General features: G+C 61.0%; 23 protein-coding genes. 9 read left to right on the top strand and 14 right to left on the bottom strand.

Annotated elements, in window-relative coordinates; translation table 11 throughout:
• The first annotated feature begins 9 nt into the window (after window positions 1–9).
• Genes AKG12_RS22115 through AKG12_RS22095 form a run of 5 tightly spaced genes read left to right on the top strand, consistent with a single transcriptional unit; the run spans window position 10 to window position 5236 of the window.
• Window positions 10–951 carry a carbohydrate ABC transporter permease gene (locus AKG12_RS22115; RefSeq protein ID WP_046801195.1) on the top strand — a complete coding sequence of 314 codons (942 nt, stop codon included), beginning with the start codon at window positions 10–12 and terminating at the stop codon, window positions 949–951.
• A complete protein-coding gene (locus AKG12_RS22110; protein ID WP_046801194.1) occupies window positions 948–1790 on the top strand; it encodes a carbohydrate ABC transporter permease in 843 nt (280 codons plus the stop codon). The genes AKG12_RS22115 and AKG12_RS22110 overlap by 4 nt, the downstream gene beginning before the upstream one ends.
• A gap of 4 nt (window positions 1791–1794) precedes the next feature.
• A complete protein-coding gene (argH, locus tag AKG12_RS22105) occupies window positions 1795–3309 on the top strand; it encodes an argininosuccinate lyase (protein ID WP_052820437.1) in 1515 nt (504 codons plus the stop codon).
• Window positions 3309–4349 carry an ABC transporter ATP-binding protein gene (locus tag AKG12_RS22100; protein ID WP_052820436.1) on the top strand — a complete coding sequence of 347 codons (1041 nt, stop codon included), beginning with the start codon at window positions 3309–3311 and terminating at the stop codon, window positions 4347–4349. Before argH ends, AKG12_RS22100 begins: the two co-directional genes overlap by 1 nt.
• Window positions 4346–5236, top strand: a complete 891-nt coding sequence (locus AKG12_RS22095; RefSeq protein ID WP_052820435.1) for a carbohydrate kinase family protein — start codon at window positions 4346–4348, stop codon at window positions 5234–5236. The genes AKG12_RS22100 and AKG12_RS22095 overlap by 4 nt, the downstream gene beginning before the upstream one ends.
• Before the next feature lie 15 nt (window positions 5237–5251).
• On the opposite strand, the gene betC is transcribed toward AKG12_RS22095, so the two are convergent.
• Entirely contained in the window at window positions 5252–6766 is a 1515-nt protein-coding gene (betC, locus tag AKG12_RS22090; RefSeq protein ID WP_052820434.1) for a choline-sulfatase, read from the bottom strand.
• A gap of 15 nt (window positions 6767–6781) precedes the next feature.
• Window positions 6782–7735, bottom strand: a complete 954-nt coding sequence (locus AKG12_RS22085; RefSeq protein WP_052820433.1) for a choline ABC transporter substrate-binding protein — start codon at window positions 7733–7735, stop codon at window positions 6782–6784.
• 94 nt (window positions 7736–7829) lie between these two features.
• On the opposite strand from AKG12_RS22085, the gene AKG12_RS22080 reads away from it, so the two are divergent.
• On the top strand, window positions 7830–8726 hold the full coding sequence (locus tag AKG12_RS22080; RefSeq protein WP_052820432.1) for a choline sulfate utilization transcriptional regulator: 897 nt from the start codon (window positions 7830–7832) through the stop codon (window positions 8724–8726).
• 30 nt (window positions 8727–8756) lie between these two features.
• On the opposite strand, the gene AKG12_RS22075 is transcribed toward AKG12_RS22080, so the two are convergent.
• From AKG12_RS22075 to AKG12_RS22050, 6 genes are all read right to left on the bottom strand, one after another.
• The gene (locus AKG12_RS22075; protein ID WP_052820431.1) at window positions 8757–10208 is read right to left on the bottom strand and encodes an aldehyde dehydrogenase; all 1452 of its coding nucleotides are present in this window, start codon (window positions 10206–10208) and stop codon (window positions 8757–8759) included.
• A 16-nt stretch (window positions 10209–10224) separates the two neighbouring features.
• Window positions 10225–10947: an ABC transporter ATP-binding protein gene (locus AKG12_RS22070; protein ID WP_052820430.1), complete on the bottom strand. Its 723-nt coding sequence runs from the start codon at window positions 10945–10947 to the stop codon at window positions 10225–10227.
• Window positions 10940–11668 carry an ABC transporter ATP-binding protein gene (locus AKG12_RS22065; RefSeq protein WP_052820429.1) on the bottom strand — a complete coding sequence of 243 codons (729 nt, stop codon included), beginning with the start codon at window positions 11666–11668 and terminating at the stop codon, window positions 10940–10942. Before AKG12_RS22065 ends, AKG12_RS22070 begins: the two co-directional genes overlap by 8 nt.
• On the bottom strand, window positions 11665–12573 hold the full coding sequence (locus AKG12_RS22060) for a branched-chain amino acid ABC transporter permease (RefSeq protein WP_046801184.1): 909 nt from the start codon (window positions 12571–12573) through the stop codon (window positions 11665–11667). Before AKG12_RS22060 ends, AKG12_RS22065 begins: the two co-directional genes overlap by 4 nt.
• The gene (locus AKG12_RS22055; RefSeq protein ID WP_052820453.1) at window positions 12570–13442 is read right to left on the bottom strand and encodes a branched-chain amino acid ABC transporter permease; all 873 of its coding nucleotides are present in this window, start codon (window positions 13440–13442) and stop codon (window positions 12570–12572) included. Before AKG12_RS22055 ends, AKG12_RS22060 begins: the two co-directional genes overlap by 4 nt.
• 70 nt (window positions 13443–13512) lie before the next feature.
• Window positions 13513–14727, bottom strand: coding sequence for an amino acid ABC transporter substrate-binding protein (locus AKG12_RS22050; RefSeq protein WP_052820428.1), 1215 nt, complete (start codon window positions 14725–14727; stop codon window positions 13513–13515).
• Window positions 14728–14861: 134 nt separating this feature from the next.
• Between AKG12_RS22050 and AKG12_RS22045 the strand changes: the two genes are divergently transcribed.
• A complete protein-coding gene (locus AKG12_RS22045; protein ID WP_052820427.1) occupies window positions 14862–15734 on the top strand; it encodes a helix-turn-helix transcriptional regulator in 873 nt (290 codons plus the stop codon).
• A gap of 94 nt (window positions 15735–15828) precedes the next feature.
• Here AKG12_RS22045 and AKG12_RS22040 read toward each other — a convergent pair whose 3' ends face one another.
• On the bottom strand, window positions 15829–16185 hold the full coding sequence (locus AKG12_RS22040) for an antibiotic biosynthesis monooxygenase (RefSeq protein ID WP_052820426.1): 357 nt from the start codon (window positions 16183–16185) through the stop codon (window positions 15829–15831).
• A 126-nt stretch (window positions 16186–16311) separates the two neighbouring features.
• Between AKG12_RS22040 and AKG12_RS22035 the strand changes: the two genes are divergently transcribed.
• Window positions 16312–17199: a LysR family transcriptional regulator gene (locus AKG12_RS22035; RefSeq protein WP_052820425.1), complete on the top strand. Its 888-nt coding sequence runs from the start codon at window positions 16312–16314 to the stop codon at window positions 17197–17199.
• A 41-nt stretch (window positions 17200–17240) separates the two neighbouring features.
• Here the strand turns inward: AKG12_RS22035 and AKG12_RS22030 are convergent, their stop codons facing one another.
• Genes AKG12_RS22030 through AKG12_RS22015 form a run of 4 tightly spaced genes read right to left on the bottom strand, consistent with a single transcriptional unit; the run spans window position 17241 to window position 21149 of the window.
• Window positions 17241–18065 carry an ABC transporter ATP-binding protein gene (locus tag AKG12_RS22030; RefSeq protein ID WP_052820424.1) on the bottom strand — a complete coding sequence of 275 codons (825 nt, stop codon included), beginning with the start codon at window positions 18063–18065 and terminating at the stop codon, window positions 17241–17243.
• A complete protein-coding gene (locus tag AKG12_RS22025) occupies window positions 18062–19102 on the bottom strand; it encodes a FecCD family ABC transporter permease (RefSeq protein ID WP_082178999.1) in 1041 nt (346 codons plus the stop codon). The genes AKG12_RS22030 and AKG12_RS22025 overlap by 4 nt, the downstream gene beginning before the upstream one ends.
• Entirely contained in the window at window positions 19099–20136 is a 1038-nt protein-coding gene (locus tag AKG12_RS22020) for a FecCD family ABC transporter permease (protein WP_502688812.1), read from the bottom strand. The genes AKG12_RS22025 and AKG12_RS22020 overlap by 4 nt, the downstream gene beginning before the upstream one ends.
• A 2-nt stretch (window positions 20137–20138) precedes the next feature.
• Window positions 20139–21149, bottom strand: a complete 1011-nt coding sequence (locus AKG12_RS22015; RefSeq protein WP_052820421.1) for an iron-siderophore ABC transporter substrate-binding protein — start codon at window positions 21147–21149, stop codon at window positions 20139–20141.
• Window positions 21150–21370: 221 nt separating this feature from the next.
• Here AKG12_RS22015 and AKG12_RS22010 point away from each other — a divergent pair, with 221 nt between their 5' ends.
• The gene (locus AKG12_RS22010) at window positions 21371–23491 is read left to right on the top strand and encodes a TonB-dependent siderophore receptor (protein ID WP_052820420.1); all 2121 of its coding nucleotides are present in this window, start codon (window positions 21371–21373) and stop codon (window positions 23489–23491) included.
• 199 nt (window positions 23492–23690) lie between these two features.
• Here the strand turns inward: AKG12_RS22010 and AKG12_RS22005 are convergent, their stop codons facing one another.
• Window positions 23691–24584 (bottom strand): helix-turn-helix domain-containing protein, encoded by an 894-nt coding sequence (locus AKG12_RS22005; RefSeq protein WP_200960448.1) that lies wholly within the window; start codon window positions 24582–24584, stop codon window positions 23691–23693.
• Between the last annotated feature and the right edge of the window lie 30 nt (window positions 24585–24614).

The raw sequence follows: 24614 nt of genomic DNA, 5'->3' as shown, positions 1-24614 counted from the left end.
GGTCCAACAATGACAGCGATCGATCAACAGGGGGCGGCATCCGGCCGCCCCGGCGGCTCCTTCGGAGATCGCCTTTCCATGCGCACCAAACGGCTTTTGTGGATCTGGAGCTTTCTGGCAATCCCGATCCTCTTTTACAGCGTCATCCGTTTTTACCCGACGCTGCAGGCCTTCTATCTATCCTTCACCAACTGGGACCTGCTGCGACCGGCAAAGTTCATCGGCATCGCCAACTACGTCAAGCTGTTCAAGGACCCGCAATTCTGGAAGGTGTTCAAGAACACCTTTGCCTATCTTATCGTCGGTACGCCGATCAGCCTTGTTCTGGCTTTCGTCATCGCTTTTTATCTGGACCGGGTGCGCATTCTGCACGGCTTTATCCGCGCGCTTTATTTCCTCCCCTACCTGACCACGGCTGCCGCCATGGCCTGGGTCTGGCGCTGGTTCTATCAGCCGCCGCCCATCGGCATCATCAACGACGTGCTCGGCCTCATCGGCATTCCCCAGCAGCCATTTATTCGCTCCACCGATCAGGCGCTTTATTCGGTGATGGTAACCGCCATCTGGGCGGGCCTCGGTTTCCAGATCATCATCTTCATGGCGGGCCTGCGCGCCATTCCGACGACATTCTACGAAGCCGCCCGTATCGACGGGCTGGGTGAATGGGCGATCCTGCGCAAGATAACCTTGCCGCTTCTGAAACCCACCACCGTTTTCCTCGTGGTGTTTTCATCCATCGGCTTCCTGCGCATTTTCGACCAGGTCTATAACATGACCACCAATGATCCGGGCGGGCCGCTCGGTTCCACCAAACCGCTGGTGCTGATGATCTACCAGACCGCGTTCAACTCCTATGCGATGGGCTATGCCGCCGCGCAGACGGTTGTCCTGTTCACCATTCTTCTCGTCGTATCGCTGATCCAGCTCTGGGTCCTGAGGGAAAAGAAATGAGCGAAGCCTCGCCACTCTCCCACGCCCGCATCCGCCCCGGCCGCATTCTCGCCTGGACGCTGCTGTTCATCGGTGGCCTGATCATGGTTTCGCCGCTGCTGTTCATGTTCTCGACATCGTTCAAGACGGCGGATCAAGTCTATGATCTCAGGCTCATCCCGGCTGCGCCGACAATCGCAAACTACATCACCGTCATGGCCGACGGCCGTTTCCTGCGCTGGTTTTTCAACTCGATGCTGGTCGCCGTTGTCGTCACCATTTCCAACTGTTTCTTCGACAGTCTGGTCGGTTATACGCTGGCGAAGTTCGAGTTCCGTGGTCGATACTTCATCTTCCTCGCAATCCTCTCGACGCTGATGATACCGACCGAAATGCTTGTTATTCCATGGTATCTGATGTCCAGCCAGCTGGGCTGGCTCGACAGCTACTGGGGCATCATGTTTCCGGGCATGATGACGGCCTTCGGCACCTTCCTGATGAAGCAGTTCTTCGAGACGGTTCCTAACGATTTCATCGAGGCCGCGCGCGTCGACGGGCTGAACGAATTCCAGATCTGGTGGAAAGTCGCCCTGCCACTGGTGACGCCGGCACTCTCCGCACTCGCGATCTTCACCTTCCTTGGCAACTGGACAGCCTTTTTCTGGCCGCTGATCGTCACGACAAGCAAGGAACTCTATACCCTGCCGGTCGGCCTCTCGAGCTTTGCCGTGGAGCAGCAGATCCAGTGGGAAATGATCATGACGGGCGCAGCCATTGCGACCATCCCCACCCTCATCGTCTTCATCGTCCTGCAACGCTACATCGTGCGCGGTGTGATGCTGGCGGGTCTGAAAGGATAATATCATGGCCGATATCAACCCGCGCCAATCGGATACCAGCAAGTTCCCCGACCCTGTCTACAAGGAAACAGTGCTGCGCCCGCTTTTCGACGGTGCCAAGAACCACCATGTCGACGGCTTCCGCCGCATCGACCGCGCCCATCTCGTCATGCTTCGGGAAACCGGCATTCTCGACGCCGAAACGGCGGCCAAAATCGCCGGCGCGCTTGAGGATATCGACAGGACCATCGAGCCATCGGAACTTGTCTATACCGGCGAGGTCGAGGATTTCTTCTTCCTGATCGAAAAGGAACTGAAAGCCCGCATCGGCGTCGATGTGGCAGGTCGCCTGCACACGGCCCGTTCGCGCAACGATATCGATCACACGCTGTTCAAGATCGGCCTCAAGGACAAGATCGACACGCTCACCGCCAAGGCACGCGTTCTGCTGAAAGCGCTGATCGATGCCGCCGAGCGCAATCAGTCCACGCTGATTGTGGCCTATACGCATGGGCAGCCCGCCCAGCCCACGACCTTCGGCCATTACCTTTCCGCCGCCATCGAGGTGTTGATAAGGGATATTGACCGCTTCGCGGAGGCGCGCCGCATCGTTGACCTTTCGCCGATGGGCGCTGCCGCCATCACCACCTCGGGCTTTCCAATCGACCGTGCACGCGTTGCCGAATTGCTGGGCTTTGCCGCGCCGCTGCGCAATTCCTATTCTTGCATCGCCGCCGTCGATTATACGACGGCAACCTACGGCGCGATCGAGCTGATGTTCCTGCATCTCGGTCGGCTCATTCAGGACTTCCAGTTCTGGACGAGCTTCGAAGTCGGGCAGATCTACGTGCCGAATTCGCTGGTGCAGATTTCCTCCATCATGCCGCAGAAGCGCAACCCGGTGCCGATCGAACATCTGCGCCACCTCGCCAGCCAGACATTCGGCCGGGCGCGTACCGTGCTTGATGTGATGCACAATACGCCCTTCACCGACATTAACGACAGCGAGGGCGAAACCCAGGGCATGGGTTACGAGGCCTTCTCTTCCGCCGGCCGGGTTCTCGATCTTCTCGCCAGCCTCGTTGGCCAGATCAGCATCGATCCTGAAAGGGTCGACCAGAACATCCGCCGTTCCTGCATCACCATCACGGAACTGGCGGATTCGCTTGTCCGTATCGAAGACCTGTCTTTCCGCCAAGCGCATGAAATTGCCGCGACCGTCGCCAGAAGCGTCGTCGCGCTGAAGGGCGATCTACCGAATGACGGCTATCAGCCGTTCCTCAAGGCCTTCAATGAGCTGACAGGACGCGAGACCGGCATTGACGAGAAAAAATTCAGGCAGATCGTCTCGCCGGAGCACTTCGTCGCGGTTCGCAGCCGCTTCGGCGGCCCTGCCCCCGAACCGATGCGGGAGGCCATCGCGGCCTATCGAGACAAGTTGGGTGCGTTGGCAGCGGAAGCACAGCGATCCGCCGACCACGAAGCGGCGAAGGCCACCGAACTGACAGAGAAATTTACCGCCCTGACGGGAGCGCGATAATGGCGACAATCGAACTCAATCAACTCGTGAAGCGCTACGGCAAGGTCGAAGCGGTCAAAGGCATAGACCTGGCCATTGAAGACGGCGAATTCGTCGTTTTTGTCGGCCCTTCCGGCTGCGGCAAATCCACCACGCTCAGAATGATCGCCGGGCTGGAAGAGATTTCCGACGGCACGCTGAAAATCGCCGGAAATGTCGTCAACGAGAAAGAGCCGAAACAGCGCAACATCGCCATGGTCTTCCAGAACTATGCGATCTACCCGCATATGACGGTTCGCCAGAATATCGGCTTCGGGCTTTATACATCGAAGCTCGACAAGGCGGAAAAGAACCGGCGCATTGAAGAGGCCGGCCGGGTGCTGGGGCTTGAAGCCCTGCTCGACCGCCGTCCCGCGGCCCTGTCGGGCGGCCAGCGGCAGCGCGTCGCCATCGGCCGCGCCATGGTGCGCGATCCTGCCGCCTTTCTGTTCGACGAGCCTCTCTCCAATCTCGACGCGCAGCTGAGATCGCAGATGCGTATTGAAATCAAGCGCTTGCACCAACGTCTTAAGACGACGACCGTCTACGTCACCCATGATCAGGTGGAAGCCATGACCATGGCGGACCGTATCGTGGTGATGAAGGACGGCCATATCCTGCAGGTCGGCACGCCGACGGAACTTTACGAGACGCCGGTGGATATCTTCACGGCGCGCTTCATCGGCAGCCCCTCGATGAACCTGCTGCGCGGCACCAAAAAATCCAGCAGCGTTACGCCCTCCGCCACGGGTGAGCTTTTGATCGGCGTGCGGCCACATGATCTGCTGGTCGGCGAGAACGGTGCTGCACAGGGAACATTTACGCTTGAGGGAACGGTAACGGCAGTCGAGCCGCTCGGGCCGGAGACGCTTGTTCATCTGGATACCGACACCACTTCGGTGATTGCGACGGCCAGAGGCAAATCCATTCCCGCTGTCGGCAGCCGGTTGCAATGCCAGGCGGAAGCAGGCGCGCTTTATCTTTTCGATGCGAAAACGGAAAAGCTTCTGGGTCGCGCATGATGACAACAGAAAAAACAGCCGTCCTCAGCATCGGCCGGATCTATTGCGACCTTATTTTCACCGGGCTTGACAAATTACCCGTTCTCGGCCGGGAACTCTTTGCCCGCGACATGGAAATTGCCGCCGGCGGCGGGGCCTTCATTGCCGCCGCGCATTTCGCCCATATCGGCCGCCCGGCCGCGCTGCTCGCAAGGCTCGGCACAGACACGCTTTCGCGCGCGATCGGCGAGAAGATGCAGCAAAGCGGCGTCGACCTGCAATTTCTGGAGCATTCGGCGGATGCGGGACCGCAGGTCACGGTGGCAAGCGTGGTCGGGCAGGACCGGGCGTTTCTGACGCGCCGCGCCGGCACCGTTCGCCCTTCAACCCTTGATGCCGCCTTTGCATGGAACGCGGCATGCCATCTGCATATTGCCGAATTCGCCACGCTGCACGAAATCCCAGATCTCGTTTCCCGCGCCAAGGCAAACGGCCTCTCCGTCTCGCTCGATCCGAGCTGGGACGCGTCACTGATATATGACAAGGGACTGCTCAAGGCCTGTGCGGGGGTCGACGTCTTTTTGCCCAATCTTGAGGAAGCCGAAGCGATCACGGGTCATTCAGTGCCGGAAGCGGCCATTAAGGCACTGGCAGAGGCTTTTCCCCTCGTCGCCCTCAAAGGCGGTGCGCAGGGCGCATGGGTATCCTCTTCAGCCGGACTTCGGCATGCCGCGGCTCAAAAAGTCCCTGTCATCGACACGACGGGCGCAGGTGACGCCTTTAATGCAGGCTTTCTTGACGCATGGCTTCATCGGCTGGGCGACGAACAATGCCTCAAGGCGGGTGTTGCGGCGGGCAGCCTTGCGGTGCAGGCGGCGGGCGGCGCGCCAAGGGCGACCGCCGCGTGACACGCCCTGCCCGCCTCATTCCCCGCGCGGAAAGCGCTGGTTTTCCTCCAGCACGTTGAGGTCCATGTGGTTGCGCATGTAGCGTTCCGAGGCCTTTTGCAAGGGCTGGTAATCCCACGGATAATAGGCGCCGTTGCGCAGCGCCTTATAGACCACCCAGCGCCGCGCCTGACTTTCGCGAACGGCAGCGTCGAACCCCGGCAATTGCCAACGCCGGCCAATCTCGGCGGAAAGCAATGAGAGCACATCGCTGAAAGCGGGATCGCCGGCAAGATCGATGCGCTCTTCCGGGTCAGCTTCGAGATCGTAGAGCAGCGGCGGATCGGCCTCGCAGACCGACAGCTTGTAGCGGCCGTCCCTGATGGCGACGAGCGGCGCGATGGAGCCTTCGGCGGCATATTCCATCGGCACCGGGCCGCGCTCGCCAGTTCCCGCAGCCAGCGCCGTCAGATCTTCGCCATCCGTCCAGCGTTTGAGTGAAGTGATATCGAGCCCCGCCAATCCGCACAGCGTCGGCGTGACATCCAGCGTCGAGACCGGTGCATCGATCAAAGCCGGCTGCCAGCCGGGTGCGGCGATCATCAAGGGCACGCGGGCGGAACCCTCGAAGAAACACATCTTGAACCACAGGCCGCGCTCGCCCAGCATATCGCCATGGTCCGACAGGAAGAGGATGATCGTGTCCTCCTCCATCCGCGTCGCCTTCAGGACGTCGAGGATTTCGCCGATCTTCTCGTCGATATAGGAGATATTGGCGAAATAACCGCGCCGTGCCCGGCGCATCTGCTCTGCCGAAATATCGAAAGCTTCGTGATCGCAGGCCTCCAGCAACCGCTTCGAATGCGGGTCCTGCTCCTCGAAGGCAATCGCCGGCGTCTGCGGGTCGAGCGCCGGGCAATCCTCGTAGAGGTCCCAGAATTTGCGCCGCGCCACATAGGGGTCGTGCGGGTGGGTGAAGCTGACCGTCAGGCACCACGGGCGATCATCGAGCCGGCGCGACAGGTCGTAGAGCTTGCGGGTGGCGTGATAGGCCACCTCGTCGTCATATTCCATCTGGTTGGTGATTTCCGCGACACCTGCGCCAGTCACCGAACCGAGATTGTGATACCACCAGTCGATCCGCTCACCGGGCTTGGTATAGTCGGGTGTCCAGCCGAAATCCGCCGGATAGATATCCGTCGTCAGGCGTTCCTCGAAGCCATGCAGCTGGTCGGGCCCGACAAAATGCATCTTGCCCGAAAGGCCGGTGTAATAACCCGCCGCCCGCAGATGATGGGCATAGGTCGGAATATCGGAAGCAAATTCGGCGGCATTGTCGTAAACCCGCGTGCGACTGGGCAATTGCCCGGACATGAAGGAGGCGCGGGCCGGTGCGCAGAGCGGGCTTGCGGTATAGGTGTTGGCGAAGCGGACAGACCGCTCCGCCAAGGCTTTCAGATGTGGCGCATGGAGAAAATCGGCCGGGCCATCGGGAAAAAACGTCCCGTTAAACTGGTCGGCCATCAGGATCAGAATATTGGGACGCGGCATTTCCACTTTCCGATTTTAGAGGCCCAGCTTACCCTTGACGGCATCCGCACCCGGCTTGCCATCCAGCGTGGTAACGCCCTGCAGCCAGCCATCCAGCGCCTGCGGATTTGCCTTCAGCCAGGCCGTTGCCGCAGCCTTCGAATCCTCGCCACCGAGAATAGAGCCCATCAGGGTGTTTTCCATGCCGATATCGAATTTCAGGTTCTTGAACAGCGTCGCCGCATTCGGGCATTGCTGCGGCCAGCCGGTGCGGGCGAGCGTATGGACTTCCGCGCCGCCGAAATTCGGGCCGAAATAGGCGTCACCGCCGGAGAGGTAGGCGATATCGATCTTCTCATTCATCGGATGCGGCGCCCAGGCGAGGAAGACCACGGCCTTCTTGTCCCTGCCCGCCCGTTCCACCTGCGCCAGCATGGCCTGCTCACCGGATTCGACGAGCTGCCAGCCCTTCAGGCCGAAATCATTGGCATCGATGATCTTCTGGATATTCTGGTTGGCCGGTGCACCCGGCTCGATGCCATAAATCTTGCTTTCAAACTCGTCGGCATGTTTGGCGAGGTCGGCGAAATCCTTGACGCCCTTTTCCGCCATGTAAGAAGGCACTGCCAGCGTAAACTTTGCGCCTTCAAGGTTCTTCGTCATCACCTCGGCCGCCTTGGCCGCGTTCAGGTCATCGACGAAGGATTTCTGGGCCGGCATCCAGTTGCCGAGAAAAACGTCGATCTCGCCGTTTTTCATCGCCTGATAGCCAATCGGCACCGACAGTGTCTTGACGTCGGCCTCATAACCCAACGCATCGAGCAGAACGGAGGCGACGCCATTGGTGGCGGTAATGTCGGTCCAGCCGGGATCGCTGAGACGGATCGTCTTGCAGGCCGCGTCATCGGCCGCCTGAAGCGGGGTGGAGAAGGCCGCCACGGACAGAATGAGACCGGCGGCGATGCGATGCAGATGAGAAATGGTTTTCATTGCGGCTCCCCTTTTATTAGTCCAGTTTATTGAACACCACATTGTTTTTGCCTGTGAAGCGGGTATTTTTCGATAGTTGATATAAGGAATTTTAATGTCAGACCGGCCGCTCGATCTGGGATGGATGCGCATTTTCACCGAGGTTGCCCGCCGCGGCAGCCTGACGGCGGCGGCGGCATCCCTGCGGCTGACGCAGCCGGCGGTCAGCTATCAGATTCGCCGGCTGGAGGAGGAACTGGGCGTGGCGCTCGTGCAGCGCAGACATCGCGGCATCGAACTGACGACGGAGGGTCAGAGGCTGTTCGAGATCGTCTCGCGCAATGTCGACGCCATCGATCTTCTGGCGCAGCAGCTTCGCCGGACGGAGGAACGGCAGACCATCCGTCTGCACACGGACTATGCCTTCTCGTCCCTGTGGCTCATCCCGCGCATGCACGGATTTCGCGCGCTCAACCCCGACATCAACATCCAGATCGTCGCCACGCAGGATCCGCTCGGCCAGGGCAAACACGACAGTGATGTGATGGTGATTTTCGGCACGCGGCAGGAGGCGGGCGAAGGAGCGGTATTGCTACTTTCGGAGAAGGTCACGCCGGTCTGCTCGCCGGCGCTCCTGGCGGAAACGCCGGCACCGGCGGGTGTCGCTGATTTTTCACGGCGCAAACTCATCCACCTCGAAAACACCTCGCAGGCGCATTGGTTCGACTGGGCTGCCTATTTCAAGCATTTTGGCGTGCATCGCGGTGCCGAGCATGATGGCGGCGATATCAGCTTCAACAATTACACCATGGTGGTGCAGGCAACCATCGGCGAACAGGGTTTCGCGCTCGGCTGGGCCGGGCTGGTCGATCCGTTGCTCGAGGCCGGCGTGCTGGTAACGGCAGGCCCAAGCCTTGACGCACCGGGACGCGGCTACTGGCTGATGCGGCCGAAAAGCAGCGACAGCGCAGTGAGAAAACTCACCGGCTGGCTGATCGACGAGCGGCGATGACGCCGCCCGCCAGCCTGTACCGTTTCCGGTTCAGATGGGATAATGCAGCGGCCCGTCCTGCAGCGTGACCCAACGCAGTTCGGTGAATTCCGCAATGCCCGCCGTGCCGCCGAAACGGCCGTATCCAGAGGCCTTGACGCCGCCGAAGGGCATCTGCGCTTCATCGTGAACGGTCGGGCCGTTGATGTGGCATATGCCGCTTTCGATGCGGGCGGCAATGGAAAGCGCCCGTGCCTGATCCCTGCCGAAAATCGCGGCGGAGAGGCCGAACTCGGTTTCATTGGCGATGCTCACCGCCTCATCGATGCTGCCGGCCCTGATGATGGAGACGACAGGACCGAAACTTTCCTCCGAATAGAGCCGCATGGCGGGAGTGACGCCATCGACCGCAATCGCATCGAGCATCGTACCGTTGCCGCCGCCACCGGCGACCTGTCGTGCACCCTTGGAGACGGCGTCATCCACCAGCGCCCGAATGCGGGCGGTCGCTTCGGCGCTGACCAGCGAGCCGAGCGGTGTTTTGCCCTCACGCGGATCGCCGGCCGTGAGGCTCGAAGCTTTTTTGGCGAAGGCCTCCACAAATGCATCGGCGACGCTGTCGAGCACGATGATGCGCTCCGTCGACATGCAGATCTGGCCCTGGTTCATATAAGCGCCGAAGGCGGCAGCCGCGACAGCCGCATCGATATCGGCATCGTCGAGCACGATGAACGGCGCCTTGCCGCCAAGCTCCAGAAGCGCCGGTTTCAGGTAACGACCGGCCGTTTCAGCAATCACGCGGCCGACACGGGTCGAGCCGGTGAAATTCACGCGTCTGACGGCGGGGTGTGCGATCAGCGTATCGACGATCTTTGCCGCATCTTCCGGCGCATTGGAGACGGCGTTGAGCACGCCCTTCGGCAGACCCGCCGAAGCGACGGCCTCGATGATCAGCGCATGGGTGCGCGGGCAGAGTTCCGAGGTCTTCATCACAACCGTATTGCCGCAGGCAAGCGGCGTGGCGATGGAGCGCACGCCGAGAATAACCGGCGCATTCCACGGTGCGATGGACAGGACGACGCCCGCCGGCTGGCGCAGTGCCATCGCCATGGTTCCGGGACGGTTGGAGGGAATGATCTCGCCCTTGATCTGGGTCGTTAGGCTTGCCGCCTCCACCAGCATGTCGCTTGCCAGTTTGACGTTAAAACCGGCCCAGGCATCTGTCGCGCCGATTTCTTCCTTCATCGCCTGGGTAATATCAGGCCCGGCGGCGAGAAGCGCCTGCGCGGCAGCCAGAAGCAGGCGGCGACGTTCACCGGGCGGCGTTGCCGACCAGACCGGGAAAGCGGCCGCTGCGGCATCGGCCGCACGGGTGGCGTCCTCCACCGTTGCCGCCGCAGCACTCGTCGCCACGTCGCCGGTAATGGGGTTGCTGCGTTCGAAGCGCTTGCCGCTTGCGGCCGGGCAATGGTCGCCGCCGATGAAAAGATTGACAGTCTGCATGGTCTTCCTCCTGAATTCAGACAATGGCGGCGGTGGTGCCGCCGAGAAACGCCCGTTGCACGGCGGGATCGGCGGACAGGGCCTCAGCCGTGCCTGACCCGACAATCCGTCCTGCTTCCAGCAAATAACCGCGATCGGCAAGCGCGAGGCTTTCGCGCACATTCTGCTCCACGAGCAGAATGGAAAGGCCGCTCTTTTTGATCTCCGCCAGGGCGGCGAAAAGTTCCTGCGTAACGATGGGCGCAAGGCCAAGGCTCGGCTCATCCAGCAGCAGATAATCGGGTGCGGACATCAGCGCCCGTCCGATGGCGACCATCTGCTGTTCACCGCCGGACATGGTGCCGGCAAGCTGCTGCCGCCGCTCGGCAAGGCGCGGAAACAGCGAGAAAATATGCTCTCTTGTCGCCCTTTCCGCTGAACGGGCATGGCGGGGATTGGCGCCGAGACGGAGATTGTCCTCCACCGTCAGCGCCGCGAAAATTCCGCGCCCCTCCGGCACCAGCGCCACGCCCCGCTCCACGATCTGATGGGCGGAAACGGCGGCAAGCGACGCACCGTTTACGCGCACCTCGCCGGAGGCCGGCGCCACCATGCCGCCGACCGCTTTCAGCAGTGAAGACTTGCCAGCACCATTGGCACCGAGCAGCACCACCGTTTCGCCCTTGGCGACATTGAGCGATATGCCATCAACCGCGAGATGTTTGCCGTAGCGGATTGTCAGTGCATCTATTTCAAGCATGTGCCGCTCCCAGATAGGCGGAAATGACCTGAGGATCATCAAGCACCACTGCCGTTGGCCCGTCGGCGATCTTGCGACCCGCCGCCATGACCACTGAGCGCGGGCAGAGCGCGCGCACGGCGGCCATGATATGTTCCACCAGCAGGATCGTCGTTCCCTCGGATGCCAGCCGCCGGATCAGCGCTATTCCTTCCTGAAGTTCGGTGGGGTTGAGGCCTGCAAGCCATTCATCCAGCAACAGAAGCTTCGGTTCGCCCGCCAGCGCACGCGCCAGTTCAAGCCGCTTCTGGTCGATATAGGTGAGATCGCCGGCAGGCAGGGTCTCCCGTCCGGCAAGGCCTATTCTCTCGAGGCAGGCACGCGCGACCTTCTCCGCCTCGGGACGTGAAAGCCGCTGCGGGCCGAACATGGCAGACACGGCAACGTTTTCAAGCAGGGAAAGCGACGGCAAAAGCCGCACGAGCTGGAAGGTGCGTGCCACGCCGGCGCGCGCAATCACATCCGGCCGCCGGCCGGCAATCTCCTGCCCTTTCAGCCGTATCGATCCTTCGGTCGGCTTCAGCGCCCCGGAGATCAGGTTCATCAGCGTCGTCTTGCCGGAACCGTTCGGCCCGAGCAGCCCGACGACCTCGCCGGCCTCGATGGTGAGACCAAGACCATCCACCGCCTTCAGCCCGCCGAAGGTCTTGCGGATATCGGTGATTTCGAGAACGGCGCTCATGCGGCTTTCTCCTTTTTGCGCAACTTCTCCAGCGCCGCCAGCACGCCATCCGGCAGAACAAAGACGATGAGGATGAAGAGAGCGCCGAGAATGATGGAAAAATGGTTGGGGAAGTTCGCGCCCAGCCACTCGAACAGCAGGAACAGCGGCACCGCACCGAGAATGGGTCCCCAGCGGCGTGTGGCTCCGCCAAGCAGGGCCATGATGACTGTGAGGAACGATACCTGCGGATTAAAGACGATGGCCGGCTCGATATAGACCCAGCGCGGGGCCTGAATGGCGCCGACCAGTGTGATGAGCGTGGCCGACAGCACAAAGAGCGTCAGCTTGGTGCGGGCGAGATTAATGCCCGCATGGGCGGCCACGACCTCGTCGTCACCGATTGCCTTCAGCGCCAGTCCGAGCTTGCTGCGGTCGATGAGGATCGCCAGCAGAAGTGTCACGACAGCCAGCGCCAGCAATTGCCACAGCACATGCTGCGGCTCCAGCGGCAGGAAGATGTAACGCCCCAGCGTGCCGGTCACGTTCACCTCATACCAGGTGATGAGCTGGCGGATAAGTTCGGCAAGGCCAAAGGAAAATATCACGAAATAAATGCCGGCGACGCGCAGCGTGGAAAGCCCGACGACAAGCGCCAGCGCCGCACCGACAAGGGCCGCGCACAGGAGCACAAGCGGCCAGGGCAAAACCTCGCTCAGCACCGCGACCGTATAGGCCCCGACACCGAAGAAGGCGACGGTGGCGAGCGAAATATAGCGGGTCGGGCCGGAGAACATCGCCCAGGCGGAAGCGAGCGTCGCATAACCCAGAAGGCCGATGATGACACCGACGCCATAGGCATCGAAAAAGAATGGGGAAAGCGCCAGCAGCGCGGCTGCGGCAAGGCCGATAAGAAGCGGGATCATTTGCCCCTCCTTGCGAAGATGCCTTCCGGACGCCAGAGCAGCACCACGAGGAAGAGCAGATAGGTGGCGGCAAGCGTGAGGCCGGGATCGACATAAACAAGCACGAAGGTTTCCACGAGGCCGAGCAGCAGGCCGGCCACCAGCGCGCCGAGCAGATTGCCGACACCGCCCATGATGACGACGACAAGCGCCTTCATGGTGAAGACCACGCCATAGGAGGCGGAAAAGGTCTGATACATCGAGATCATCACCCCGCCGGCCACGGCGAGTGCGCCGCCGAGAGCAAAGCCAATCGAGGCCACGCGGTTCACATCAATGCCGACCAGCGGCGCGGATTTGGGCGCAAGCGCCACCGCCCGCAGGTTAAGGCCCCAGCGGCTGTGGGTAAGCGCGAGATAAAGCCCGCCGCCGATTGCGACCGACAGGCCGAAGGACAGGAGCCGGTTCAGCGCCACTGTCGTGCCGAAGATGTCGACGCCATCGGAGAGATAGGAATAGGAATGGTAGTTGCCGCCGAACGCCACGAGCATGATGCCCTGGATAACGAAGAGCAGCCCGAAGGTCGCCAGAATGGAATCGACTTCCAGACGGCCGGAGCCGCCCGAACGGCGCACCAGCGGCCGCATCATGACCCGGTAGATGACGAAAGACAGGCCGTAACCGAGCGGCACGATGATGAAAAGCGACCAGAGCGGCGACAGGCCATAACTGGAAAACAGCACGAAGGTGATGAAGGCAGCCGCGATCAGCACTTCGCCATAAGCAAGGTTCATGATGCGGGCGATGCCATATTGCAGCGAAAGTCCAAGCGCGATCAGCGCATAGGTCCCTCCCAGCATCAAGCCGAAGATGAGGGTGGATAAAAACAAGGAAATGTCTCCAGTATGGAACATGGCCGAAGCCCTCCGGCCGGGGTTTACGGCCCCGGCCGGCAAAGGTTCACCATTGCGGCTTCGGAACGACCGGCTTCGCCGCACCTGCGCGGTCTGCGGGCGCAATCGCCACGAAACGGTCACCCTGCCATTGCCCCGCCCACCAGAGCTGGCGAAGCTGGTTGTCTTCAAGCTTGACCGGACCGATGACGGTCTCGAAGCTTCCAGTCGAAAGCTCGCCCGCGACCGCCGCCTTGTCGAGGCCGACGCGCTGGATCGACTGGGCCAGCATTTCGAGGCTGGCATAGGTGATGGCGCTTGCCCAGCTGTCCGGCTTGGTGCCGATGAAGGCTTCGTGGCGTTTGAAATAGTCCTCGATCTTGTCGCTGCTGCCATCGACGCCGCCGATGCTGATCACGCCCTCCTGCTTGCCATCGGAAACCTTCGGGAAGATCGGGAAAGCGCCGCCGACGCCAACATAGAGAACCTTCGGGTTAAACCGGGCCGTCTGCGCCTGTTTCGTCACCGCGAAACTGTCGGGCGGATAAGAAAAGGCGATGAAGCTGTCCGCACCGCTCGACGCCGCCTCGTTCACAAGTGCTGCGAAATCCGAAGTGCCGACCGGATAGGTCTTGTCATAGGCAAGCGTGAAACCCGCTTCCTTCAGCGCCGGCCGCGCGGCCTTGATGAGATCGATGCCGAAACCGTCAGCCACGGAAATCACCGCGACCTTGTCGTTGATCTGGCCGGCATCGCGCGCAGCTTTCAAAACGTCGGCCAGCGCATTGGCATAATCATGACCGCCGCCCAGCATCCAGAAGCTCTTTTTCCAGCGCGCCGCAAAATCCGGCGCCTTGTCGGTCACGCCGGTTACAGCCAGCTGTGGATAACCGAAACGGTCGTAAAGCGGCGCAACGGCCAGATTGAAGCCCGTGCCCCAGGGCGGCAGGATGAAATCGACCTTGTCCTGGCTGGCCAGACGCTCGGTGAACCGCACCGCATCCTCGGCCGAGGAGCGGTCGTCATATTCGACCACTTCCACTGGCAGGCGCTTGCCATCCGGCAAAGTGAGACCACCGGCATCGTTGACCTCCTTCACCCATAATTTGTAGTTCGGAATGGTGGTGATGCCAGCACCCGTGGCATTGGCGCCGCTTTTTGAGACGGCGTAACCGATCTTCACCGAGGTGCGGTCCTGCGCAATGGCGTGACCGAAAGATGCCGCCGACAGGGCAGCACCGGAGAGCAGGCAGAACAGCGTTCTGCGCTTCAGACTATTCATGATTTTCCTCCCAAAGCGCCTTATCGGGGTTGCCGTTCTCCTCAAGGCTTTCCCCTGCGCTGATCAAAGTTTAGCAATGACAGCGGCATATAAAATGCACTAATGTAGCGCATTATTGTACTTTTGGAGGCCGAATGCCGCTGTACAGCCAGATTGCCGGCAATCGCGTGGAGATCACGGCGCGCACCCTCGCCTCGACGTTGCGCATATCCGAATTCCGGCTGGAATCAGACAGCGCCCATCTGCTTCTCTTGTCCGCCGGGGAAGCGGAGATCATACAGGGCGAAAAGACGTTGCCTGTCCCGGCGCCGGGGCTTATCTGGCTGCCCATCGGCCCCGCCGGCCGCCTGCGGCTGAATGCCGGAAGCCGTGGATCGCTACTGAGGACGAGCGAAATCGGGCTTGCCCATGCGATGCCCACAGGCACGAGCGCGAGCGCCGTACGCAATATATTGCAGCGTGTTCTGACGCAGGTGCCGGCGGAAAAGGACCGGCAGGAACTTGCGGGTTATCTAGAGACCATCGCCAGCGAAAATGTCCGCGCGACAACCGGTTCGGACACGATCATCGCCAGCCTGCTCTCCGTCACGCTCATCCGCATCTGCCAGCACGCCATCGCCGATATTGCCGCAGCCGTCTCCACGCCCGGCAGCCTTACTGAACGGTTCGTCCTGCTGGTCAGCCAGCACAAGCGCGACCAATGGGGTGTGGAAGACTATGCGAGGCAACTCGGCGTCAGCCGCGAACGCCTTGGATTTGCGGTGCGCAAGGCGACGGGGCTTTCGCCGCAGGCCTATATTCATCGCGAACTGCTATCCGAAGCGCGCGATCTTCTTCTGAATTCTTCACTGCAAGTCGCTGAAATCGCATTCCGATTGGGATTTCAGGACCCCGGCTATTTCAATCGCTTCTTCACCCGCAACGAAGGCACCTCACCCGGCCGTTTCCGGCGAATGGGGATGCGCATGCAAAACGTGCCGCCGCCATCCTATGCGGCATGGCCGTGACTGTTCTGGTGTGAGAGCGCCACGCCGGCACCGGCAGGGTGAGTCCCTGCCGGTGCGCTTTATTCCAGTCAGAAAAACCTACCACCCCAGACCTTCACTCGGTCGCGATCCGTTTTGGAAGGACGAGATCATCGACGGAATAGGCGTGGAATTCGCTCTTCGAAACCGTATCCAGTCGCCTGAATTTCTCAACGAAAACCGGGTCGGTAAAGAACTCGTCGACATTGCCGGCATCCTGGATCGCTTCGATATTGACGACGGTCAGGCCGTCCTTGCTTTTCGCGAGGTTGCTCCAGAGAAATCCTTCCTTCCGTTCCGCAACGTAGTGGACAACGTCCTGGATGATGGCAAAGGCTTCTTCCTGCTTGCCCGGGTGAACGTGGATGACGTTGACGATGAAGGTTGTGGCAGCAGGCGCGCCTGAAAAGTAGGCAATCGGTGTCGTTTCCATTGATATCTCCGTTTGATACGCACAGCCCTTAGCGGCGTGGCACGGTCTGGATATCTCCTCGGAAATAGCGGATAAACGGGCCGCAACTCTCAACATATCGGAAAATATTTCCGCAATGGAGCAGTCTTGGACAAGCTTGGTACGCTCGGCATCTTCATTCAGGTGGCGGAAGCCGGTAGTTTCGTCGCGGCGGGACACCGTTTGGGAATATCCGGTTCCGCGGTTGGAAAAGCCGTCGCCCGGCTGGAAGACGAACTGGGTGTTCGTCTCTTCAATCGCTCGACGCGCAGCATCGCCCTCACGGAGGAGGGAAGCTATTTTCTGGACACCTGCCGGCGCATCCAGTCGGAATATGAGGAAGCGCAGGCGAAACTGTCGCGATCACAGGCCGTCCCGCGCGGGCAGCTGCGTGTCAGCCTGCCGCTTGCGGGCATGCTGCTGATGCCGACGATATCCGCTTTCATGAGCACCTATCCAGAGATCAATCTCGATCTCGATTTCACCGATCGCATCGTCGATGTCATCGAGGAGGGTTTCGACGCCGTGATCCGCACCGGCGATTTGAAGGACACACGCCTGATGAGCCGAAAGCTCGGAACATTCCGGCATGTGATCGTCGCGTCGCCCGAATACTTGGCCGCACACGGTTACCCCAAAACGCCGGAAGATCTGCTCCTGCATCGCTGCCTGCACCACCGCTTTGCCAATTCCGGCAAGCTGGAACCCTGGCCACTCGTTCGCGATGGGCAGGAAATCAAGCTGAACCTTCCGGCAACCACCGTGGCAAGCACGCTCGAGCCGTTGATCCACCTCGCTCAGCACTCCTTCGGCATCACATGTCTTCCATTCTTCGCAGCTGCCTCTGAAATCGCGGAAGGAAAACTGGTATCCGTGCTTGATGACTACCTGGCGGCGACAGGCGCCTTCCGGGTGCTATGGCCCACAAGCCGATATCTATCACCCAAGGTGCGGGTATTCGTAGATTATATGGCGGCCAATCTCTTCAAGCCGTGAAGACTTAACAGACGTCTACCCCGGGGATAAATCGCATGCGGCTAGATATTGCTATCTTGCAGCCGCGCGACCCCACTCCGGTGCCGCCCGATCGGCAGCATCATCGGCTTGCCCGATGTCGGATCTTCGATGACCCGGCTTTCGATGCCGAAAACGTAGCGGACATTCTCTTCCGTCAACACCTCTTCCGGCGTGCCGCAGACATGCAGCTTTCCGTCCCGCATGGCCACGAGATGATCGGCATAACGGGCCGCGAGATTGAGATCGTGCAGCACCATGACGATGGTGGTCTGCCGGGCATGGTTAAGGTCAGTCAGAAGGTCCAGCACTTCGACCTGATGGCTGATATCGAGGAAGGTGGTCGGTTCATCCAGCAGCAATATGTCGGTCTGCTGGGCAAGCGCCATGGCGATCCAGACGCGTTGCCGCTGGCCGCCCGAAAGTTCATCCACCGGCCGTTCGGCAAGCTCCACCGTATCGGTGGCGACGAGGGCTGCCGCAACCGCCTCGTCGTCCTGCCGCGACCAGCGGGCGAAAAGGCCGTGGTGCGGATGCCGGCCACGGCTGACGAGATCAGCCACGACAATGCCCTCCGGCGCGATCGGCGACTGCGGCAGCAGGCCCATGCGCTGCGCCAGTTCTTTCGAAGGAAGCCGGTGGATCGACTTGCCATCAAGCAGGACCTGACCGGCGCGGGGCGTGATGAGCCGAGACATGCTGCGCAGCAGGGTGGACTTGCCGCAGGCGTTGGCGCCGACAATGACCGTGATCCTGCCGCGCGGAACAACAAGGTCCAGCCCTTCGATAATAAGGGTTTCACCGTAGCCGGCGGAAAGGCCGCTTACGGAAAGGGAGTGGCCGGTCATAACGAGCCTCCGCTGCGGTTGACCCGCACGATAAGGTAAATCAGATAGGGCGCGCCCAGCGCGCCGGTAACGACGCCGACCGGGTAACGGCCCGGCAGCAGGAACTGGCCGCAATAATCCCCCACCAGCACCAGAACCGCGCCGACAAGTGCTGCGGGAATGAGCAGCGAGCCGTTGCTGCCGACGATACGCGCGGCGATCGGCCCCGACAGGAACGCGACAAAGGCAATGGGGCCTGAGACCGCCGTGGCAAAAGCGATCATCCCCACGGCGGCGATGATGACGATGATGCGCGTTTTCCCGACCCGCACACCGAGCGCGGCGGCCGCATCATCACCGAGGCGGAGCGCCTCAAGATCGCGCGCACGGCTGATGAGCAGCCCGCCGAACAGGATAAGCGCGATGAGGAGCGGCGAGGTCTGGGCAAGTTTGGCGCCATTGACGCTGCCCGTCAGCCAGCGCATCGCCTCCTGAAGCGTCCAGGCGGGCGCGACGGAGAGAATATAGGCGATGAAACTCTCGAGCATGGCGGAAACGCCGATGCCGACAAGGATAAGCCGTGTTCCCGCCACGCCGTTGCGGAAGGACAGGAGATAGACCAGCAGCGCGATGCCAAGACCGGCGATGACGGCAAAGACCGAGACGAGCGGCCCGTTCAACTGCAGCACGACGATGGCGAAGACGGCGGCAGCGCTCGCGCCGGAACTGATGCCGATAATATCGGGGCTGGCGAGCGGATTGCGCAGCATGATCTGGAAGGCAACACCGCCCAGCCCGAAGCTCAGCCCGGCCAGCACAGAGAGCAGCGCGCGCGGCAGGCGCAGTTGCCCAACGGTGAAACTGACGCCGGCAATATCCTCGCCAGCCAAGACGCGGATCACCTCACCGGGCGGCGTAAAGGATTGCCCCAGCATCAGCGTCAGGGTGAATGCGGCAATCACGAGGGCCGACAGAATGGCGATGACAAGGCGACGCCGGCGGTGGCGGGTCTGGCGGTTCAAGACCAATGTGTCGATGACGGCAGCGTGCATGGTCATAGTTCACGCACCCGCTGGCGTCTGACGATCCAGATGAAGAACGGCGCTCCGACCAGCGCGGTGACGATGCCGACATCGAGTTCCGACGGCCGTGCGACGATACGGCCGACAATATCGGCAGCAAGCAGCAGGCAGGCGCCGCCAAGCGCGGAAAACGGCAGCAGCCAGCGATTGTCGACACCAACAAGCAGGCGGGACAGATGCGGCACCACCAGCCCGACAAAGCCGATAGGCCCGCAGATGGCTGTGGCCGCACCGCAGAGCAGAATGGCGCCGAAGGAGGCAACGGCTCTGGCGACAGCGACATTTTCGCCAAGGCCGGCAGCAAGCTCGTCTCCCAGCGCCAGCGAATTCAGCCTGCGCGCCGAAAGCAGGCTGATGGCAAAACCGGCGGCGAGAAACGGCAGCACGGTCTCGATGCGCTCGAAGGTCGCGCCGCCGACGCCGCCGATCTGCCAGGCGCGAATGCCACCGGCAATATCGCTGCGCGGCAGCACCACGGCGATGACCAGTGACGAGAAGGCAACGGATGTGGCGGCACCGGCAAGTGCCAGTTTCAGCGGCGTCGCCCCGCCGCGTCCCAGCGAACCAACGACATAAACGAAAACGGCAGAGATACCTGCGCCAGCAATCGCGGCAATGATGAAAGCCTGCGAAGAGGCAATGCCGAACCAGACGATGGCGATGACGACGGCGAGCGACGCACCCATATTGACGCCGAGAATGCCGGGATCGGCCAGCGGATTGCGAGTGACGCCTTGCATGATCGCTCCTGCCAGACCGAGCGCCGCACCGGCCAGAAGCGCAAGTACCGTGCGCGGCAGGCGGACCGCGACGGCCGCTTCCGCAACCGTCTCAACCCGGCCGGCAAGCGCTGCGGTAATATCGGCCAGCGATACGTCACGCGTGCCGATGGCAACCGAAAGCGCGCAAAGGACCGCAAGTAGCGCCAGCACGATGCCAAGCCAGAGTGCGCGCCTGCGGCTGGAGCGACCGGCATATGGCAGGGTGGGAGCGCCGTCGGTCCCAGGCATTGTCATTGCGGTTTCCCGGTGGATTTCTCAGCGGCCTTTGCCAGTAGGTCGGCATAGTCCTTCAGCACCCAGGAAATCGACAGCGGTGTGGGATTGGATGCTGTTCCGAGCGGATCGCGCCCCAGCATGACGATGGCATCCTGGGAAACGGCCGGCATACGGGCCAAAAGCGGATCGGCGCGCATGGCATTCAGCAGCGGCTTGCTGCCATAGGTCACGACAATATCGACATCGTCGAAGGCATCGACACGCTCGGCGCTGACGCCGGCGGCGAACTGTCCCGGTTTCGTTGCTTCCACGACGCTTTTTGGCGAGGCGAGCCCGAGATCGGCGAAAAACTTCACCCGGCTGTCATTGGCGGTGTAAAAATTGACGACGCTGAGATTGGTGGCATCGAGATGGGTGACGAACATCGCCGACTTGCCCTTCAGCTGCGGATGGCCGGCGACCACCTCGGCAATCTCCGTCTCGATGCGTTTGATCAGCGCTTCGCCTTCCGCAACCATGCCAAGGCCGGCGCTGTTCAGCCGGATCATGTCCCGCCAGTCCGTCGCCCATGGAGAGACGGGATAGGCGACCACGGGCGCAATCTGGCTCAGCGTATCGTAGTCGGACTGGCTGAGACCGGAATAGGCCGCGAGAATGACATCCGGCTGCGTTGCCGCCACCGCCTCGAAATCGATGCCGTCGCCCTCGTCAAACAAAACCGGTTTATCCGCCTTGAGTTCGGCAAGCCGCTTTGCCACCCAGGGCAGCAGGCCATCGCCGTCATCATCGCCAAAGTTGGCGGCGGCGAAACCGACAGGCACGACGCCGAGAGCAAGCGGTACCTCATGGTTTGCCCAGGCGACGGTGGCGACGCGCTTCGGTTTGCCGGCAATCGTCGTGGTGCCGAAGGCATGTTTGATGACGATGGGATAGCTCGTCGTCTCGTTTGCAGCGGCAGTCGTCGGCACGATTATCGACAGGAAAAGCAAAACGGCCGGCACGAGACCGCTAAACAGGCGAAGCATGGGCGAAGCTCTCAAAGGTTCAAAAGTGGACTTGAACTCTCAGCTTCACATGCCCCCGTCAAGCCTAAGGAAGATATGCGGCCCGAACAGCGGTGAAATTTCCGGGGTTTTGTACAAAACCGCAAAAAGTTACAATACCGGACAAACTTTCTCAAGTTATTGGCGCTTCGAGAGTGGGCCGTGTAAGCGGCGATAGGGACATCAACTTCTGGAACGCACCAATGAACATCGAAATCGAAGGCAGAAACCGCAAAACCGCGCCGCATCGTTACGGGCAAGCGGCCCTGCTTGCCTGCACGGCGCTTGTCGTCGCCCTGCCCGGCCGATCGCTGGCGCAGGAAGCTGCCACGACGGGCGGCAGCACGGTTCTGGAACGGATCACCATCGACAGCGGCGACAATGACCAGAAGTCCATCGTCGCCACTCGCACGACGAGCGGCAGCAAGATGGCGACCGATATTCTCGACACACCTGCCTCCGTTTCCGTCATCACCGCCAGGGAAATGCAGCAGCGCGGTGTGCAGACCGTGGAAGAAGCGCTGCAATATACCGCCGGCGTGACCACGGATTTCTACGGCTCCGACGATCGTTTCGACTATTTCAAGATTCGCGGCTTCGATGCCTATACCTATCGCGACGGCCTGACGCTCGGCCGCCCCTTCGGTGCGCCACGCGAAGAGACCTATGCCTATGAGCGCGTGGAAGTGCTGAAAGGCGGCAACTCCACCACGTTTGGCGTCTCGGATCCCGGCGGTTCTGTCAACTATTCCACCAAGGTGCCGAAACGCGCCCGTTTCGGCGAAGCCTATGTCACCGGCGGTTCCTATAGTCGCGCCGAGACCGGCTTCGATTTCGGCGACAACATCACCAGCGACGACACATTGTCCTACCGTCTGACCGGCAAGCTCAGAAATGCCGATGCGGAATATGACTATTCGCGCGATGACGAGAAATTTTTCATGGGCGGCCTGACCTGGCGTCCGACCGATGTCACCAGCCTGACCGTGGTTTACGACCACCTTAACAAGGATGGCGTTCCCGGCGGTGGCGGCCATCCGGTCGGTTCGCATTTCGATCGCAGCCGTTTCTTCGGTGAGCCGGACTACAACTATCGCGGCACCAACCGCAATTCGCTGAGCGTGATGTTCGACCACGATTTCGGCTCCGGCCTGACGCTGAGTTCCAATGCGCGCTACAGCAAGACCAATACCGATTTCGGTTACGCCTATATCTCGTCGACGCCGACCAACGGTTCGACGATCGCCAACCGGTCCTATTTCGGCAACGACACCGAGACCGAAAACTTCCTGATCGACACGCGCCTGCAATACGATACGCGGTTTGAAAATGTCGAAAGCCGCAGCCTCGTCGGCGTCTTCTACAACGACTACACATCCGGCAGCAAAAACTACTTCGGCTCGGCCCCAAGCATCAACTGGATGAACCCCGTCTATACCGGTGCCCCCACCTCCGTGCCGCTCTTCTCCAACTCGCTGACGGACCAGAAGACCAAGGCAATCTACCTGCAGCAGGACCTGACCTTCTTCGACAGGCTGATCGTCAGCGCCGGCCTGCGCAATGACTGGATCGACACCGACCAGACCAACCGGCTGAACGGCACGACGGCGAGCGGCGACATCAGCGAACTGACCAAGCGCATCGGCGTGTCCTACAAGGTCACCAATGAAATCGCGCCCTATATCAGCTACGCCGAATCGGTGGTGCCGGCATCGGGCCTCAGCGTTGAACCGGAACGCGGCGAGCAGATCGAGCTTGGTATCAAATACCGGCCGGAGGCTTTCCCCGCCCTGTTCACCGCCTCGATCTACGACCTGAAGAAAAACAACATCACCGTCACCAGCCCGATCACCAGCCTGCCGACCACGATCGGCGAAGTGCGCGTGCGCGGTCTCGATCTGGAAGCCAAGGCGGAAGTCACCGACAATCTCAGCCTGACGGCCGCCTATTCCTATCTCGACGCGGAAATCACCGAAAACGGCACGGGCGGCAATGTCGGCAACCGGCCGCAATTCGTGCCGGAACATCAGGCCTCGCTGTGGGTCAACTATACGCTTGAGGGCAACGACCACCTCGGCGACATGACCTTTGGTCTCGGTGGCCGCTACACCGGCGCCTATTATTTCGACAATGCCAACAAGGTCTCAACCGGCAGCAGTGTCACCGTGGATGCGGCATTCAGCTACAAGATCCAGGAAACCGCCTCTCTGGATGTGAATGTTTCCAACCTCTTCAACGAAAAACACGTGGCTTATGGTGGCTTCGGCGCTGACTTCTACAATCCCGGCCGGGCGTTTTCCGTCACCCTGCGCAAGACGTGGTGAACGTCGAAATTAGCAATATTTTTCAATATATTGCGTCATTATCCTAATGTTCAACGTCATCCTCGGGCTTGTCCCGAGGATCCAATCCCGTCTCGTCATGTTAGAAGTTGGCAGATCCTCCGGACAAGCACGAGGAGGAAGCGGATCCAGGCTTACGGAACGGCAAAACCGCTGCGCGTAGACGACAAGGCGCGCCCGTTCAAAGCAGCCTGTGCATGCGCCGCCAGGCGGCCGGCGTATTGCCCACCGAGTGGCGGAAGGCCTTGGTCAGATGGGCCTGATCGGAAAAACCAAGCTGCGCGGCGATATCGGCAACGGTCAGATCACCTTCCAGCAGAAGTTTCTGGGCGGCATTGATACGTCGCTCCAGCTGCCATTGCAGCGGTGTCTTGCCCGTGGTCTGGCGAAACACGGTGGCGAACCAGCTTTCGGAAAGCCCGACGATATCGGCCATTTCGGCAACCGTCATGCGGTCGTCACCGCGTTTTTCGACCCGGGCGAGCAGCCTGTTCATCTGCGCCTGCGTCAGCCTGCCATTGGCCTGCTCCGGCGTTGGACCGGGAATATCCAGCAATCCTGCGACGATCCCGCCAATCAGGCTTTCGGCATAAAGCGGATGTTTCGAAGGCTCGGCCAGCTCATCGACAAGCAAGCCTGCCAGCGTTTCCACCGCACCGATATCCTGTATCTCGACCGGACGGCGCAGCGCCGTCATGGCCGCAGAACCGCCGACCGCCGGCGACAGGAAGCGCAAAAGCCGGTCTTTGTGGATATGCAGGTTGAGATGGGAAAAGCGATGCGTGGCATTGCTGCTCGTCCACATCGGCACGCCGGCCGGCACATAGACCGCCCGCGTCATCGGCCGCGAATGCTGCGAAAACTCGCCATCGCGGTTGGAAATCCGGATCCGCGACGAGACATCGTTGAAGAAAATCATGATGCGGGGATCGGCGGCCAGATAATAACCCTTCGCCCCCATCTGGCTTTCGGCCTCCCAGAAAGCGCTGACCAGCCCGTCGAACTGGCGCCATTTGACCGGCGCAGTGACGCTGATCCCTTCCGTGTGCCAGGTCATGGAATGCCAGAAACTCAAAGCGGTTACCGTCCGGTTGTCGAGCCGAGG

This window comes from Agrobacterium sp. SUL3, assembly GCF_001263295.1.
Taxonomy (GTDB): domain Bacteria; phylum Pseudomonadota; class Alphaproteobacteria; order Rhizobiales; family Rhizobiaceae; genus Agrobacterium; species Agrobacterium tomkonis.
Note: the sequence above shows the minus strand (reverse complement) of the source record. Positions and strands in the feature narration are given on the sequence as shown.

Bases quoted from the DNA above. Each gene is read 5' to 3' on its own strand.
- AKG12_RS22115 (WP_046801195.1), top strand. From the start codon at position 10: ATGACAGCGATCGATCAACAGGGGGCGGCATCCGGCCGCCCCGGCGGC.
- AKG12_RS22110 (WP_046801194.1), top strand. From the start codon at position 948: ATGAGCGAAGCCTCGCCACTCTCCCACGCCCGCATCCGCCCCGGCCGC.
- argH (WP_052820437.1), top strand. From the start codon at position 1,795: ATGGCCGATATCAACCCGCGCCAATCGGATACCAGCAAGTTCCCCGAC.
- AKG12_RS22100 (WP_052820436.1), top strand. From the start codon at position 3,309: ATGGCGACAATCGAACTCAATCAACTCGTGAAGCGCTACGGCAAGGTC.
- AKG12_RS22095 (WP_052820435.1), top strand. From the start codon at position 4,346: ATGATGACAACAGAAAAAACAGCCGTCCTCAGCATCGGCCGGATCTAT.
- betC (WP_052820434.1), bottom strand. From the start codon at position 6,766: ATGCCGCGTCCCAATATTCTGATCCTGATGGCCGACCAGTTTAACGGG.
- AKG12_RS22085 (WP_052820433.1), bottom strand. From the start codon at position 7,735: ATGAAAACCATTTCTCATCTGCATCGCATCGCCGCCGGTCTCATTCTG.
- AKG12_RS22080 (WP_052820432.1), top strand. From the start codon at position 7,830: ATGTCAGACCGGCCGCTCGATCTGGGATGGATGCGCATTTTCACCGAG.
- AKG12_RS22075 (WP_052820431.1), bottom strand. From the start codon at position 10,208: ATGCAGACTGTCAATCTTTTCATCGGCGGCGACCATTGCCCGGCCGCA.
- AKG12_RS22070 (WP_052820430.1), bottom strand. From the start codon at position 10,947: ATGCTTGAAATAGATGCACTGACAATCCGCTACGGCAAACATCTCGCG.
- AKG12_RS22065 (WP_052820429.1), bottom strand. From the start codon at position 11,668: ATGAGCGCCGTTCTCGAAATCACCGATATCCGCAAGACCTTCGGCGGG.
- AKG12_RS22060 (WP_046801184.1), bottom strand. From the start codon at position 12,573: ATGATCCCGCTTCTTATCGGCCTTGCCGCAGCCGCGCTGCTGGCGCTT.
- AKG12_RS22050 (WP_052820428.1), bottom strand. From the start codon at position 14,727: ATGAATAGTCTGAAGCGCAGAACGCTGTTCTGCCTGCTCTCCGGTGCT.
- AKG12_RS22045 (WP_052820427.1), top strand. From the start codon at position 14,862: ATGCCGCTGTACAGCCAGATTGCCGGCAATCGCGTGGAGATCACGGCG.
- AKG12_RS22040 (WP_052820426.1), bottom strand. From the start codon at position 16,185: ATGGAAACGACACCGATTGCCTACTTTTCAGGCGCGCCTGCTGCCACA.
- AKG12_RS22030 (WP_052820424.1), bottom strand. From the start codon at position 18,065: ATGACCGGCCACTCCCTTTCCGTAAGCGGCCTTTCCGCCGGCTACGGT.
- AKG12_RS22025 (WP_082178999.1), bottom strand. From the start codon at position 19,102: ATGACCATGCACGCTGCCGTCATCGACACATTGGTCTTGAACCGCCAG.
- AKG12_RS22020 (WP_502688812.1), bottom strand. From the start codon at position 20,136: ATGCCTGGGACCGACGGCGCTCCCACCCTGCCATATGCCGGTCGCTCC.
- AKG12_RS22015 (WP_052820421.1), bottom strand. From the start codon at position 21,149: ATGCTTCGCCTGTTTAGCGGTCTCGTGCCGGCCGTTTTGCTTTTCCTG.
- AKG12_RS22010 (WP_052820420.1), top strand. From the start codon at position 21,371: ATGAACATCGAAATCGAAGGCAGAAACCGCAAAACCGCGCCGCATCGT.